The organism is Thiocapsa sp. C2-2m (assembly GCF_041903745.1).
Taxonomy (GTDB): Bacteria; Pseudomonadota; Gammaproteobacteria; order Chromatiales; family Chromatiaceae; genus Thiocapsa; species Thiocapsa roseilacustris.
Map to the genome: position 1 here is coordinate 1 of NZ_JBBWVD010000064.1, position 14,860 is coordinate 14,860.

Below are 14,860 nucleotides of genomic sequence, written 5' to 3' on the forward strand. Positions count from 1 at the left end.
GCACAACCTACATCACGCGGGAAATGAACCGGATAAATCACACCATCAGCGGCTTGCCGATGTAGGTCCAGCGAAACGGTTTGGCGCGGGTCTGGTTAAAGAATTCGATGAACGCGAGGATTCGTTGCTTGAGTTCCTCGGTGGAGGCAAAGCGCCCGCGCTTGAGGAGTCGACGGGTCAAGATGCCGAACCAGATCTCGACTTGGTTGAGCCAGGAGCAATGCTTCGGGGTATAGACAAACCGGATGCGGTGCGTGGGATCCTGGAGGAAGGCGGCGCGCGAGGCCATGGATTTCAGGATGCCCTCCTTCTCCTTGCGCCCGAGATCCACGTCGATGGCGCCGCGCTGCGCCACGAACGCCACCAGACTGGCCGATTGGTGCGTGTTGAGCTGATCACGGACGAAGATCCGGTCGGCCTGCGGGTCGGTGTCGACGGTGGCGGCGATATGGGCCACAACATCCGCTTCGGTGCGGGTGTCGCCGATGGAGGGAGCGATGACGCGCCCGGTGGCGACCTCGAAATTCGCGATCAGCGCTTGGGTGCCGTGGGGTTCGTACTCGAATTCGACCGCCTCGGGATGCGGGATGGCTCGGACGCATCGGATGAGACGGATGAATCGGCTCCAGGGCCTGAATGCCGGTTTTCTCATCCGTGGAGATGACATGCACCCCCTGTTCATGGAGTACCCGCGCTTGATGGTACAGTTTGCACACGGTGCGCACCTCTTCCCGGAAAGTGGCCTCGTCCTCGATCTTGGGGTTGAGCCAGTACCGGGTGCGATGCGGCTTGAGGTCCGCCTGATTTTAAAAACGCCCGATGGTGCTGGCCGAAATCGTCGAAGCAATACCGCGTGCGATCGTCTCGCGCACCGGATCGTCTCGCGTCCAATGCGTCAAGGGGTCCGGTGGGGTTTCGCAGGCCAGTGCGATGATCCGGCAGATCTGCTCCGCCGTGGAATCGCCCGGGTTGCCCGAACGCGGGCGGTCGGACAGGCTCTCCTCGATCGCGGCGCGCAGCACGATCCGCGCGCGCCGCACCAGGCTGTGGGCGGTTTCGCGGCTTCGGGAGATCCCTTCGAGCAGGGTGCGTTGCTCGTCGGTCAGATCAATCAAAGGGGCTGGACGGGCCATCGTCTGTCACTCACCTAAAGCAGGAGGAGATCGATTGGCGATGATCCTAAAAATTATCAGCGTGCGGTACTAAACCGCGCCCGGTGCGGTATGCGTCATGTGTTGGAGTGGATCGACCGCGCCAGCTCCGATGACTGCCGGAGCTGGCGCGGTTTAAAGTATTAAAAATTATTAAGTTTTGAACCGCGTCTCCAAAAAGGTCGGAAAAATCCTCGGGCCCGACACAACATGAAAATAACGCATGTCGCTCTGGACGCGGTTTAGACTTGGCGCATGTTTCTATCAGACGTTCACGACACGCCAAACAAGACGCTCGACTCCAAGCGCGACCACGGCAAGGGCGTGTAATCGTTGAACTCCATATTGCTGTTTCAGTTTAGCGCCATAGATGCGCGCCTGAGCTTCGGCTTCATTGAGCTTCTTGACCACGGGCGCCAACGCCGAGAGGGCTTCGCGTGACTGTTCTCTCACCTGCTCGCCGCTCAGGCTCAGTTCCTTCAGGCTCAGATACTTGAACTCCAGCAACAGATCCAGCGCCTGAAGCTGGCGCTTGTCGGGACGCAGGATGAGCGCCAGATCGACATAGCCGCGGTCGGTTTCGAGCTCGGAGACGGCCATGTAGAGTCGGTCGTCGAACACGAGCGTGAGAAAGGCGAACTTCACCAGCAGTTCATTGGTCCAGCGGTAATCGCGATTAGAGAGAGCCCGGAAATACTGCGCTTCGATCAGATCACAGAGCGCCGTTGGATCGCCGCGCAGATAAAGCGGCTCGGTGGCACGATTGGCCGCGCGCGCATCGCCCGCGGGCAGCCAGCGCTCGCGCAATCGCTCGACATAGAGTCCGCGCGCCACGAGATTGGGGATACGCAGCACCAGCTCCGCGAGTGGTCCCTCTCCGGCCAAGGTCAGGATGCCGAAGAAGTACAGCAGCGAGGCCATGAAGGGCTGATCCTTCACCGCCGCCAGCACATCGGCGACTCCGAAGCGCTGCACGAGCTCCGGCACCGTCACGCGGTCATCGCCGCTCAGCGCGTCAACCAGTAGTTCTTCGCCCTGTGGCAGCTGAGCAATGTAGATCAGCTTGTTGCGATCCATGGCGAGATTTTCATCCAGCATGCGGCGCGGATACTGTCCCTGTTGCTCCAGTGCCTTGAGGAAGTAGAGGCTCAGGGTCGGGTTGTAGAGACTCTCGGTGGCGTCCTCGCTGAAGCGATAGCCGTTGTAGAAGGTGCGCATGGTCGCCAGCGCGCCCTCGGTCGACCAGTCGCCGCCTTCATCGGCCAGTTGGTGCAGCACCGCCGCGACTTCGGTTTCAGTAAAGCCACAGAGATCGTTGAACTGGGGGAGCAGAAAGATGTCCTCGCCGACATTGTAGCCACTGGTCATGTCGCTGAGCACGATCGGCGAGACACCGGTAATAAAGACACGATCCAAACCCAAGCCCCCTGCTGCCGCCTTGACCGTCTTGAGCACGGTCTTGAACAGCCCCTCACCCTGCAAGAGGGTCTGATAGCGCTCTTGGCTGCCGGGACGGGCTGCCATGAGCACTTCGTTGGCGAAGTTGTCGTATTCGTCGATCAGTAAATAGAGCTTGTGCGGTGTGGCGCGCACGGCCCCGAGAAGGGACTCGAATGAGGACAGGGCATTGTTCGGGTGCAGCGGAATATCGCGCGTCCAATGTGCCGTGTAATCAGCGACGCATTGACGAATACGGTCATTGATATGCTGATGCAGCGCCGCCTCGATATAGGCGATCTCGCCATGGGTCGGGATCAGGGAGAAATCCCATTTGAGGATGAAATATTGGTTATGCAGCGATGTGGGATTGCGACCAACGGCAAGTGCGCCAAACATGCGCTTGAACTGGTCAGCACGGTTGAGATCGTAGTAGTGCTCCAACATCGACAGCAGCAGGCTCTTGCCGAAGCGGCGTGGGCGCAGAAAGATCAACTGGCGTCCGGTATCTTCCAAGACCGCCAGACGATCGGTGCGATCCTGGTACCAGTATTGGCCTTCGATCAGGGTGCCGAAATCACTCAGACCATAGGGAAATCGCATGTTGGAAAACTCCGCGCGTCGTGAATCATGGCCGTTTCGTTTGTTGGTTGGCGAAGACCATGCTGCTGGCACACCCAGGTCCAGGTGCATTTCAGCCCGTCACCCAACTGGACACGCGGCGCCCAACCGGTCTCGCGCCGTAGGGGGCGCTGTCAAGGACGATGGCGCGCACATCGATCCCGCGTTCCGGTTGCTCGACGACTTGCAGCAACCTCGGGGTCAGGTCTTGACTCGTGCCTTTTCTCATCAGGCGATCAAGATCAAGGCCGCCGACGCGAGCGGCAGGTCGCCATCAGTGCAACACGTCATCAAGACTGTCGGCATCGAGTATCCGATCGGACCATTGCAGCAGCGTGTTCGGGTCGGCCCGGGTGACGCGTTCGCGGACCTGCTCACTGGGCGGGCCGAAGCGGCGTTCGATGAGGCGCAGAAGCATGGCTGCTCCGCCTTTCTGCTCGCCCTGCAGCTCGCCCTGCTGCAAGCCCTGCTGCACGCCTTGTTCAATGTAACGGTCGATGAAGGTTTGCATGATGGGGTCTCCGGTGTGGGTTGACTGTTGGAGCAGTTCCCGTACGTCGTGTTCTTCGATGCGCTGTGTGCCTTTGACATAGTAGCGCAACAGGGATTCCAAGATCGCCACGGCGGTGTCCTGATCCTGCACCTGCTCGATCAGCGCCAGCAGCGTGCGCAGGCGTTCGATGGGTTGATCGTCGAAGATCCAGCGCAGGGCGAGTTGGACCAGACGCGTGAGCACGTCGCCCTTGATCTCGGCGTTGGTACGCGCGGAGAGGTCGACCAGGGCGTAGGTGAATTGCGGCACGAAGGGTATCAATGCCTGCGGCAGCGGTGCGACCAGTTGCTGGAAGCTGCGGGGCACGCGCCATCGACGCTCGCCGTGGTAGATGACCAGGGGGTAGATCGCAGGCAGATGCTTGGCCTTGGGGTGTTGCTTGCGGTGTTGGTCGCCTTCGGCGGTGATGTAGCGCAGCAGCTGCAGCAGCGTCCAGTGCTCGGGGCGGCTCTTGTGCTCGAACAGCAGATAGACGCTCAGAGGGCCGTCGCGATGTTGGACGCGATACACCAGGTCCGAATAGGCGGTGCGCAGATCGGACGCGACGTAGCTGTCTTTGCCGATGTCGAGCGTGTCGAGATCGATCTCGGCGAGGAGCTCGGCCGGCAGGTGCCAGCGCAGGAAATCCAGTGCGATCTCGCGCCGGCTGAAGCTTTCGCGAAAGAAGGTATCGTGGGGGGATGCGATCTCGTCCATGGCAGCGGTGATCTATTGATGTGGGTGTGGTTTCGGTTTTGCGGTGAAGCAAAGTAAACGGGAACAGACCACGGTTTTGTCCGAAGGTGATTAGCGTCATGCCTCAGCCAGCGATTTTCAAAGACAAAAAGGGCACCGATTTATTGTCCAGGAGATCGGGCCGTGTTCGTCACTCCGGCCATCGCGTCACCTGGCGCAGGAGCGCCACAGGCCTGCGTGACACCGCGGAGCGGGTGTCACGAGTCTCCGAGCGGTTTGGGTGGTCGGCATCATGAGCGAGACCGCAGGTCGCCTCGTCGGGCTGCGAGACCGGACCAAAAAGGGGGCGGTTTGATGATCCATGTTCAAACCAGCTCGTGACACCCGCTCTGCGATGTCACGCATGCCCCGCGGCGCTCTGCGCCTAGAAGCACGATCGGTCGTGGTCAAGGAAGATGTCGCGTCGGCTCGGCCGCTTGTCGGTCGTTGCCGTTGGCCGTCGCGACAGCGGAAGAGGACGACTGCACCTCGTCTATCCCGGGGGTGTCGTCGCGACGCGACGCTCGCCGGCGTCGCTTGCGGCCGATCGGACCAACGAGGCTTCGAGTGTTCGGCGCAGTCCCGGGCATGAACGGGGAAACCGGGATGAACTCTATGTGTACTTCGCGGTAAGATTCGTGACACCACGAACCCGCCTCGGAGAGGCCCATGCGCACGCCCGCCGCCGATCGCGACGATTATGATTCCCCCTGGAAGGATCTCCTCGAGCGTTGGCAGCGTTCGTTTCTGGAATTCTTCTTCCCGACGATCGCGGCCGATATCGACTGGTCGAGGGGCTTGGAGTTTCTCGACAAGGAGCTGCAAAAGGTCACGCGTCGCGCCGTGGTCGGCCGGCGGTATGTCGACAAGCTGGTCAAGGTCTGGCGCCTGGGTGGGGAGGAGACCTGGGTGCTGATCCACACCGAGGTGCAGGGCGAGCCGGATCCGGGGTTTGCGCGGCGGCTCTACACCTATCACTCCCGCCTGATGGATCGCTATGAGCGTCCGGTCGCGACCTTGGTGATCCTGGCCGATGAGCGGCGCGACTGGCGCCCGGAGCACTATCGTCATGCCCTCTGGGGCTGCGAGGCGGTGCTGGTGTTTCCGGTCGTGAAGCTGCTGGATTTCAAGTCCCGCACGGCCGAGCTGGAGGCCAGTGCCAATTCCTTCGCGCTGGTCGTCCTGGCGCAATTGGGCGCCACCGCGACCAAACGCGACCCGAGCGCGCGGCTGGATCGCAAGATCGCGCTGACCCGGCGGTTGTACCGTTTCGGCCTGAGCCGCGACGAGGTGCTGAGTCTGTATGCCTTCATCGATTGGGTGATGACGTTGCCCGAGCCGCTGGAGGACGACTACCATCGGGCCATTCAAGCCATCGAAGAGGCGGAGCAGATGCGATACGTGACCACGGCCGAGCGAATCGGCATGCGCAAGGGGATGGAGCGAGGGATGGAAAAGGGTCTGGAATCCGAACGCGCACTGCTGCAACGCCTGGCTCGGCGCCGCTTCGGCGAGGCCGTCGCCGCGCGCGCCGCCGCGCTGTTGGCGCTGATTCGGACACCCCAGACCTTTGAGCAGCTCGGCGAAGCCCTGCTCGATGATGACGACGGCGAGGTCTGGTTGACGGCAGTACAGGCGCAGGCGGAGCGCGCGGACGACATCACCGATGGGGCGGGAGACAGGTCGCCGGCAGCATAGTGAACTTCCGTGCATCCGAAAGTCCGTGAAATGATGACCATTCTGGGACAAGCCTGGCCCGTTGATCACGGTGGCAAAGAGGCATGTCCTTTTCAAACAACAAGGGGACGGATCGGGTCACCGGAACCGTGTCGATGCAGGCCCTCACCCGCTATGATCGTGCAGCAGGCAATGGTGCCGAGAAGCCGGTTCCGAGCGCTCGAACGGGAGATATCCAATGCAAACCTACGAGGACGATATCGTTGCTTGGGCGAACGAGCAGGCTCGCCTGTTGCGAGAAGGACAGTTTGACCGATTGGATATCCTGCACATCGCCGAGGAGATCGAGGACGTGGGAAAGAGCGAGCAGCGCGAGCTAGCGAGCCGAATGGCCGTGTTGCTTGCCCATCTGTTGAAATGGAAGTACCAGTCGGATCGGCGCGGCAGGAGTTGGGAAGGAACGATTCGCACCCAGCGCAGGGCGATTGCGCTGCGTCTTGAGCGCACGCCAAGCCTTAAAGCCATCCTGCGCGATGCGGCCTGGTGGGAAGAAACCTGGGCCGATGCCGTCGCCGCTGCGACCCTGGAAACCGGGTTGGATACCTTCCCGAACGATTGCCCGTGGCCACAGTCCGACATTCTTCAACCGGACTGGTTACCGAAGTAGCGGAGGGCGGCAATCAGACCTTTTGCGGGACCGCGGATAGGCACCATTGTGGCCTTGCTCGGCCGCACTGGTCCCGCCTTTGCCGGTACCAGGCATCGCAGGGCATCTGGTCGATCACCGTGGAAGGATCTGCTCGACCGTTGGCAGCAGCCTTTTCTGGAATTCTTCTTTCCGGCGATCGCGGCCGACATCGATTGGTCGCGCGGTTTTGAGTTTCTCGATAAGGAGCTGCAGAAGGTCACGCGCCGTGCTGTGGTCGGTCGGCGGTATGTCGATAAGCTGGTCAAGGTCTGGCGCCGCGGCGGCGAGGAGACCTGGGTCTTGATCCACACCGAGGTGCAGGGCGAGCCGGATCCGGGGTTTGCGCGCCGGCTCTATACCTACCACTCACGCCTGATGGATCGCTATGATCGTCCGGTGGCGACCTTGGTGATCTTGGCCGATGAGCGGCGCAGCTGGCGCCCGAAGCGTTATCGTCATGCCCTCTGGGGCTGCGAGGCGGTGTTGGTGTTTCCGGTCGTGAAGCTGCTGGATTTCAAATCCCGCACGGCCGAGCTGGAGGCCGGTACCAATCCGTTCGCGGTGATCGTGCTCGCGCAGTTGGCCGCCAGCGCGACCAAACGCGACCCGGCCGCTCGGCTGGATCGCAAGATCGCACTGACCCGGCGGCTGTACCGGTGTGGCCTGAGCCGCGACGAGGTGCTGAGTCTGTATGCCTTCATCGATTGGGTGATGACGTTGCCCGAGCCGCTGGAGGACGACTACCATCGGGCCATTCAGGCCATCGAAGAGACAGAGCAGATGCGATACGTGACCACGGCCGAGCGAATCGGCATACGCAAGGGGATGGAGCGAGGGATGGAACGCGGGATGGAACGCGGGATGGAACGCGGGATGGAGCGTGGGATGGAGCGTGGGATGGAACGGGGTCTGGAGCGGGGTCTGGAATCCGAACGTGCATTGCTCCAGCGCCTGGCCCGCCGTCGCTTCGGAGATGCGGTCGCCGAGCGCGCCGCTGTACTGTTGGCGATGATTCGGGCGCCGGAGACCCTCGAGCAGCTCGGTGAAGCCCTGCTCGATGATGAAGATGGCGAGGTCTGGTTGACGGCGGTGCAGACGCAGGCGGAGCGCGCGGACGATCTTACCGATGTGGCGAGACAGTGCTTAGGGCCGTAGACCGTATACACAAAAGGGGTTCCGTTGAGTGCCGGCGTTGCCGGTGCCAATCCGATACCTGGGCATGATGCCGGCGTCAGCGGGCGGTAGAATTCCCGGAAAGAAAGGGGTTGATGATCGTCAGTCCGGATTCAAGAACCTGCCCGTGCTGGAGATCTTCCGAATAGAGCCGTGCACAATTCGCTTCCTGGGCAGCGGCCACGATCAGGCTATCGTAGTAGGAGAAGCCATAACGTTGCGCGATATCGAGTGCCAGCAAAATAGTGGAGGAGGCAATGGGATGCAGCCGAGCCGTTCGGATCGGCCGCAGGAGCACGGTGCGGATCGAGTCGATGTCATAGGCGAGCTTACGCCGCATGACATTGGCCACCTCGTTGATGACTTGCGTGGAGATCACGCAGCCGGATGCCAGAAACTCCAATGCTTTCAGTTGCTTGGCGTCGTCTTTAGCCAGGCTGTAGAGGACGACGTTCGAGTCGAGGAAGTTAACGAGCATTAGCCTCGTCCCGATCGAATACGAAGCCGCTGAGATCCTTGCGATAGGGTCCGAAGAAGGCACTCAGCTCGGCCAGTCGGACCTCGGGGTCGGTCGCGGTGTCATCCGTTGCGTGGCGGGTCTTCAGATAGCCAATGAAATCCAGGTCCAGGGGTCACAGGTCCAGGGGTCAGGTCTTGACTTATGCCTTTTCCGAGCTATCTTTGGAGTCATGGCCAGACCCCTGCGACTTGAGTTTGCCGGCGCGCTCTATCACGTCACTTCGCGCGGTGACGGACGGGAGGACATTGTTCGAGACGTCGGTGACCGGCAGATGTTTTTCGATGTGCTCGCAGGCGTATGGGAGCGATTCAACTGGGTCATCCACGCCGACTGTCTGATGACCAACCATTGCCATCTGCTCGTCGAGACGCCCGACGGCAATCTCGCCAGAGGGATGCGTGAGCTCAACGGCGTCTACACGCAGCGTTTCAACCGGGTGCATCAACGGGTCGGGCATGTCTTTCAGGGACGCTACAAGGCCATCCTGATTCAGAAGGAGGCGTATCTTCTGGAAGTCGCGCGATATGTGGTGCTGAACCCGGTCCGCGCGCGCATGGTTCGCTCGCCGGAAGACTACCCTTGGAGCAGTTATCGGGCGATGATCGGCGAGGACGCGGCTCCAGAGTGGCTTGAGACGCGCGCGATCCTCTCGGCGTTCGGTCGGACGGAAGCGGACGCGGTCGCGGGTTACCGGTCCTTCGTGGCTGCCGGCAAGGGGCAGCGCTCGCCTTGGGAGTCCGTCAAGCAGCAGGTCTTTCTCGGCTCGGAGGCCTTCGTCGAGGCCATGCAACGGAAGATCCCGCAGGACCGGGATCTGCGCGAGGTCCCCCAAGCCAAACGTCGTCCGGTTCCGCGTGCGTTGCCGGATTACGAGCGGGCGCATGCGGATCGTAATGAGGCGATCAAAGCCGCCTACGCCGGCGGCGGATACACGATGCAGGAGATCGGCGACTATTTCGGGCTGCACGGCTCGCGCATCAGCAAGATCATTCGCGCTGCACCCGAGCTGACCGACGTGGCCCAAGCCGGGACCTGACAACGCCTTACACGCCGTTGGCACGGTGGTCTTGGTTGCACCGGACGCTCCCCATTCTCGACGACGGCGCATCAGGATCCAACATCGACGCCATCAGTGCAGTTCCCTGCAATTCGGGGGGGGGCTTGAATCGAGCAAGACCGTCTCACCTCACTGGCGCGAACAGCGAGGCTGAGACGTAGCGGCATGACTTTCGGATCGGGATTGGTACCAGTTGACTTGCGCCGCTTTTTCATATGCTATCTCATATGATTGTCGTGCTCGATACAGATGTCATCGTTTCCTCTGTTGTCAGTCCGACTGGAGCGTCCCGGTTCTTACTTCATGAGATCGGTCTCGGTCGCTTGCCGGCGGCGGCATCCGTACCGCTGCTCCTGGAATACGAAGCCGTGCTCAAACGCTCTGAAACACTGAGTCGCTCGGGCGGCACGGCGGAAGATATGGACGTCATTCTCGACCAGTTGGCCAGCGTGCTGCGGCCGGCGCCAATCTGGTACCTATGGCGACCGCAGCTCCGTGACGCGAACGACGACATGGTACTGGAGACGGCGGCAAATGCGGCGGCGACGCATCTGGTGACCTTCAATATCCGTGACTTCGGGAGCGCACCGGGTCGATTTGGGATCACGCTTTGCCGCCCAGCCGAGATCGCGAGGAATTTACGCCATGAGCAAGAGTAACTACGCCTTAAGTTCGCCAGAGAGCATTCTGGCGGCGGCACGCCGCGCCGCCAAGCGTGACGGCGTGAGCTTGAACCAGTTCATCAACACCGCTTTGGCTGAGAAGGTGGCCGCGTTGGCGACCGAAGAGGTGTTCACGCACCGCGCCGCACGGGCCGACCGAGCGCGCTTCCTGGATGTGTTGGAACGCCTTGGCCGAGAATCGCCACGGACAGGAGATGAGCTCGACATCGACTGACGACAACCGGGGGATGGCATCGGGTAGAGTAGAGAGCAGGCGTCCCGCGACTTTAGGTTTAGCCTATCTGTTGCCGCCCCTTTCGTTTGGCGGTGCCTCACTAGCCGCACCATGGTCACGGTAGCCAGCCCTCCCTCATCAGTAGGGTCGGGAACTGGCGCGCCGACGTTAGCCCGTCTTCGACTATTCGCGCCCATTTTGCGCGTAACCCATTGTTCAGCATAAGCCGCAGAGGCAAAGGTCGGCACTACAAGCGATTAGTGTATGAGGGCATGGAGCGCGGCGGTGATCCTCGGTGGCGGCTGCGCGGGCAGCTGCAGATCCAGACGGTCGAGCAGCAGTTGCTGGTCGGCCTCCGGCTCGGTGTAACGGCTCGGAATGAGGGTACGGCCATCGGTCGTCGGTAGATGGGCATCGACCATCTGGATGGCGGCGAATTTCTCCAAGGCGGACCTTGGGGTCAGACCCGGAGCGAGGGGGCGCAGACGGGCCTTCAGGGTGACTTGGAGACAATAGGCCAGGAAGGCGACGAAAATGTGCGCTTCGATGCGCCGATCCACTTGGTGGTCAATCGGCCGAACACTCAGGTCACCTTTGAGCTCTTTGAACGCCTGTTCGACTTCGGTCAGTTGGATATACCAGGTCCAGAGTTGGACGGGATCGTTGCTGGTGAGATTGGAGCGTAATAAGTAGCGGCCCTCACGGCGGCGGACTTGGCGTAGTTTCTTGCGATTGAGCGAAAAGGTGAAGGTTTCGGCAGTGACGGATTCATCGGGCGCGGGCACCTGGATGCGCATCAATCCATAGGCGCGCCCGGCGTCTTTCTTGGCCGCGCCGAGAATAAGAGCTCGTCACGGCTGAGCGTTTGCCGTTGCAATTCCTTCAGGCGTTTGCATAAGCGCTTCAAACGCCGCCGGCGCATCGCCCGTTCCTTATCCTGCCGCCCGGCGCTCCGCGCCAGGACATACAACTCGCCTTCTTGGTCCAGCAGCTTGACCGTGACCTGATCACGCACCGCGCCCCAGGGCTTGGTCAGGAAGCATTTCTCCAGCTTGGTCAAGCGCCCTTTGGGAGTGCCCACCAGGTCATGCACCGGGGGATCCGATGCACGCATCAGGGCCAGGGTAGATTGTTCAATTTGTGCCAAAACCGCCCTCGATCGCTCATGCGGAATCGGTGTTTGGCGGACAGAGCGGATAGCTGGCTTGAAGAAGCGTGCCGAACTCTAGACAATTCTTGGATCTGTGAGCACACCGCTGTGCCCAACGTGGCGGGCATCCGATCTGAGGTTCGACGCGCATGAACGATCTGAAGACTCCCATGTCCCGGCTGCTCCGTCTGTTTCGCGACGCGCGCGACCGCTGGAGAGCCAAGGCGCTGGAGCGGCAGAAGCGCTTGCGTGCGGCGCAGGTGCGCATTCGCGACTTGGAGGACAGCCGTGCCTACTGGAAAGCGCGAGCCTTGGTGGCTGAGGGCCAAGCCCGGGCGAGCGCTGCATCCGGGGGTGAAACCGACGCGGAACGTGGCGAGGAGCCGCCCATGGCGCGGGTCCCGACGCGTCTTGCCAATCACCATTATTCCCTGGAGGTGATGCAGCTCAGCCTGCAGTTGTACCTGCACGCCAGCTTCGGTTGTCGCGGGGTCAGTGGGGTGCTGCGCCTGTTGGCAGGCTATCTGCCGCTGGGTGTTCCCGCCTCGACCACCGTGCTGAATTGGTGCTGTCGGTTGGGTTTGGCCCGCTTGCAGCGCCCCCTGCCGCGGCGCGACGATTGGATTTTCGTCATTGATGAGACGGTGGGCCTGGGTGCGCTGAAATGCTTGGTCGTGCTCGGCATTCCCGTCGCCCGGTTGGCCGAGACCGGCTATTCGCCACGGCATGGCGACATGACGGTGCTGGCCGTGGAGATGACGGTCACGAGTACCGGTCTTTGGGTGGCCGCGGTGCTGGAACAGGTGAGCGCGCGGACGGGTGTGCCGGTGCAGATCGTCGCCGATCACGGCAGCGACGTGCGCAAGGGCATCGCCCTGTTTCGACAACAGGCGCCGGACTGTGTGGAGACCTATGACATCTCCCATGCCATCGCCACGCACCTGAAGGCGCATTGGCGCGATGACGCGCACTGGCAAGGGTTTTTGAAGCAGGCCGGTGCGACCTTGAGTCACTTTCAACAAACCGATCTGGCGTTTCTGCTCCCGCCGCGCCAGCGCACCAAAGCGCGCTATATGGCGATGGATGCCCATGTCGACTGGGCGCAGCGCCTGATCGGCTACCACGATCAGGGCGACTTCAGCGCCATTGGCCGCCGGTGCGTCTTCACCGCCAATGCCCGGGCGCAGTTGCGCACGGCCCGGGGCAAGCGGCGTGTCGAACCCTTGCGTGCCCTGATCGGAACGCACTATGAGACGCGTGCGGCCTTGTGCGAGGCGCTGCAGGCGGCCGGCGCCACGGCGCTGGAGGATCTGGATGACACCTTCTGGCGCTTGGCCGATCAGGGCTATGCGCGTTTTCTCCAGGCGTTTGCCTGGGTCTTGCCGTATCGTGCGCGCTTGCCCGAGTGGACGCAGACGATCGCCGTGTCCAAGACCATTCAAACGGTCCTGAAAACCCGGGGACTCTCGCGCGCCACACCGGCGGTGGTGCTGGAGCAGTTGGCTGTGCAGGGACCGCTGGCGGCCCCGGTGGCACACTTCCAGACGCGGCTGCTCCAGCACCTCGAACGCGAAGCGACCAAGCTTCCTGACGGGGCGACCTGGCTGGCGTCCTCCGATATCATCGAATCGGTCTTCGGCCACTACAAAGCCTTCACCGCCCGCGGCCCGCTCAAAGAAGTGGGCAGGCTCGTGCTGCTGATTCCGGCCTTCCTCTGCGAGCTCACCGCCCCGGTCATCCACGAGGCGATGGCAACGGTGCGCACCATTGATGTCGAGCGATGGATCCAGACGCACCTCGGACCCTCCATGCTCGCACGCCGTCGGCGTGCCCTGAGACCGGCCATGAAAACTGCATGAACATTTCTCGGCCTTCCAATGGGAAATTGAACAGCCTACCCTCCGCCCGCGCCGGCACTTCGAAGCTCAGCCGTGCGAGCGAAAACCCGGACCAGTGAATCAAGCCTCTGAAAAATCGGTCACTTTCATGCAAAGACCGATAGAACTTCAACACCCGGGAATCCAATAATTTGAAATCCGATTGGTTGTGGATGTCCATTCCGGTCATGACACGAAACACGCCAGACCTGCTTGTATCGCGGCCTCCTTGCCGAAATTGCGGGTCAAGCGCACAAGCGATACATCGGGATAGGCTTCAATAATGGATCGGATATGGGCCGGCGTATCGTCGCAGGAACCATCATCGACGATCAGGACGTGGAAACGATAACGGGTCACCTGGCAAAGACAGCGATGAATGACCTTGAAATTGGCAACGAGCGCCGATCCTTCATTGAAGACCGGAATCACGACAGCAATCACGGAGATCTCGGTGGGGTCCAACGAAGGCTGATGTCGCATAGGCAGAAGCGCGTGAAATGATGGGTGTTAAGGCGAATTCCGGGAACCCTTGTACCAGTGACGTAGGTTGTGCCGAGCCGTGCGAGGCACAACCAACCGTCGGCGCAAGTTGTGCTTCCTGACGTCAGCACAACCTACGGTAGCGAATTTTGCGGAAATCGCCTAAAGGCAAACGTAGGGATCGCTGGTTAGGCGATTTCCGGGAAAGGTCGTCGGTCCGCGCAGCGGACCCTACGGGGCGGTCTGATGAACAGTGACCGGTCGAGTCCCTCCGGGCTTGAGCGCCGCGGCGCTTCGAGATGGCGAACACGGCGAACATCGGTTGCCCGGGGCAGCATGCGCCCCGCCGCCTATGGCCGACGCCCGTTTCAAGGCCCCGTCGGAAGCGCGACTTTCAAGGTCGCGACATCACCCAGCACGGCGCGGATTTCGGCAAGCGTCGGGGCCCGTGTATAGGCCGGATCATCGAGCCGCCCCAGACAGGTCATGCGCATCAGATTCGGGTCATGGCTGTCGTCGAGCCAAAAGTGATGACCCGGACGGATCATCTGGGACCCGCCGCTGTCGCCGTGACCGGCCAGTTGGAAGCAAACACCTTCGCCAGGGGCCGGTGTCGGAACACGGCTCGACACCAAGGCAACGTAGTTCTGCACACGGGTGATCGGGATCTCGCCGGCCGGGATGCTCTGGGTGACCTGCTCATCAATTCGGCGGACCTCAAGAACACAGCTCGTAGGGAAACCGGGGACGGACCACGGTTTCCCGCGATCATCGGGCCATGGAATCGTCTCGGTCGGATCCCAGACCTTCAGAGGGGTTGTCCTGCCGTCTCGCTGCGCCGGCAACCGATGGGCGTCGGCGG

The 14,860-nt window shown here is 61.6% G+C and carries 13 protein-coding genes and 2 pseudogenes; 7 read left to right on the forward strand and 8 right to left on the reverse strand.

Translation table 11 applies throughout. The features are described 5' to 3' along the window. Window positions 1–37: 37 nt before the first annotated feature. From AADX97_RS27255 to AADX97_RS27270, 4 genes are all read right to left on the reverse strand, one after another. Window positions 38–652 carry a transposase gene (locus AADX97_RS27255; RefSeq protein ID WP_374239349.1) on the reverse strand — a complete coding sequence of 205 codons (615 nt, stop codon included), beginning with the start codon at window positions 650–652 and terminating at the stop codon, window positions 38–40. Window positions 653–806: 154 nt separating this feature from the next. Further along, on the reverse strand, window positions 807–1,133 hold the full coding sequence (locus tag AADX97_RS27260; RefSeq protein ID WP_374237215.1) for a helix-turn-helix domain-containing protein: 327 nt from the start codon (window positions 1,131–1,133) through the stop codon (window positions 807–809). A 282-nt stretch (window positions 1,134–1,415) separates the two neighbouring features. After that, on the reverse strand, window positions 1,416–3,191 hold the full coding sequence (locus tag AADX97_RS27265; protein WP_374237216.1) for an AAA family ATPase: 1,776 nt from the start codon (window positions 3,189–3,191) through the stop codon (window positions 1,416–1,418). 292 nt (window positions 3,192–3,483) lie between these two features. After that, the gene (locus AADX97_RS27270; protein ID WP_374237217.1) at window positions 3,484–4,458 is read right to left on the reverse strand and encodes an Rpn family recombination-promoting nuclease/putative transposase; all 975 of its coding nucleotides are present in this window, start codon (window positions 4,456–4,458) and stop codon (window positions 3,484–3,486) included. Window positions 4,459–5,145: 687 nt separating this feature from the next. On the opposite strand from AADX97_RS27270, the gene AADX97_RS27275 reads away from it, so the two are divergent. The 3 genes from AADX97_RS27275 to AADX97_RS27285 all read left to right on the forward strand — a co-directional run bounded on the left by AADX97_RS27275 (window position 5,146) and on the right by AADX97_RS27285 (window position 7,996). Beyond that, window positions 5,146–6,174 (forward strand): cytosolic protein, encoded by a 1,029-nt coding sequence (locus AADX97_RS27275; protein WP_374237218.1) that lies wholly within the window; start codon window positions 5,146–5,148, stop codon window positions 6,172–6,174. A gap of 217 nt (window positions 6,175–6,391) precedes the next feature. Beyond that, entirely contained in the window at window positions 6,392–6,820 is a 429-nt protein-coding gene (locus tag AADX97_RS27280) for a DUF29 domain-containing protein (protein WP_374237219.1), read from the forward strand. Window positions 6,821–6,868: 48 nt separating this feature from the next. After that, on the forward strand, window positions 6,869–7,996 hold the full coding sequence (locus AADX97_RS27285; protein WP_374237220.1) for a cytosolic protein: 1,128 nt from the start codon (window positions 6,869–6,871) through the stop codon (window positions 7,994–7,996). Window positions 7,997–8,072: 76 nt separating this feature from the next. On the opposite strand, the gene AADX97_RS27290 is transcribed toward AADX97_RS27285, so the two are convergent. Further along, window positions 8,073–8,492, reverse strand: coding sequence for a PIN domain-containing protein (locus tag AADX97_RS27290; RefSeq protein WP_374237221.1), 420 nt, complete (start codon window positions 8,490–8,492; stop codon window positions 8,073–8,075). Between the two features lie 211 nt (window positions 8,493–8,703). On the opposite strand from AADX97_RS27290, the gene AADX97_RS27295 reads away from it, so the two are divergent. The 3 genes from AADX97_RS27295 to AADX97_RS27305 all read left to right on the forward strand — a co-directional run bounded on the left by AADX97_RS27295 (window position 8,704) and on the right by AADX97_RS27305 (window position 10,488). Further along, entirely contained in the window at window positions 8,704–9,570 is an 867-nt protein-coding gene (locus tag AADX97_RS27295) for a transposase (protein ID WP_374237222.1), read from the forward strand. 248 nt (window positions 9,571–9,818) lie between these two features. Next, window positions 9,819–10,250: a putative toxin-antitoxin system toxin component, PIN family gene (locus tag AADX97_RS27300; protein WP_374237223.1), complete on the forward strand. Its 432-nt coding sequence runs from the start codon at window positions 9,819–9,821 to the stop codon at window positions 10,248–10,250. Next, window positions 10,237–10,488, forward strand: a complete 252-nt coding sequence (locus AADX97_RS27305) for a hypothetical protein (protein WP_374237224.1) — start codon at window positions 10,237–10,239, stop codon at window positions 10,486–10,488. The genes AADX97_RS27300 and AADX97_RS27305 overlap by 14 nt, the downstream gene beginning before the upstream one ends. Before the next feature lie 257 nt (window positions 10,489–10,745). On the opposite strand, the pseudogene AADX97_RS27310 reads toward AADX97_RS27305, so the two are convergent. After that, window positions 10,746–11,620: pseudogene (locus AADX97_RS27310) on the reverse strand (IS1634 family transposase); the annotation flags it as partial. 167 nt (window positions 11,621–11,787) lie between these two features. Between AADX97_RS27310 and AADX97_RS27315 the strand changes: the two are divergent. Further along, window positions 11,788–13,497: a hypothetical protein gene (locus AADX97_RS27315; protein WP_374238674.1), complete on the forward strand. Its 1,710-nt coding sequence runs from the start codon at window positions 11,788–11,790 to the stop codon at window positions 13,495–13,497. A gap of 204 nt (window positions 13,498–13,701) precedes the next feature. Here AADX97_RS27315 and AADX97_RS27320 read toward each other — a convergent pair whose 3' ends face one another. Then, window positions 13,702–13,959 (reverse strand): glycosyltransferase, encoded by a 258-nt coding sequence (locus tag AADX97_RS27320; protein ID WP_374237226.1) that lies wholly within the window; start codon window positions 13,957–13,959, stop codon window positions 13,702–13,704. A 407-nt stretch (window positions 13,960–14,366) separates the two neighbouring features. Continuing rightward, window positions 14,367–14,860: pseudogene (locus AADX97_RS27325) on the reverse strand (hypothetical protein); the annotation flags it as partial.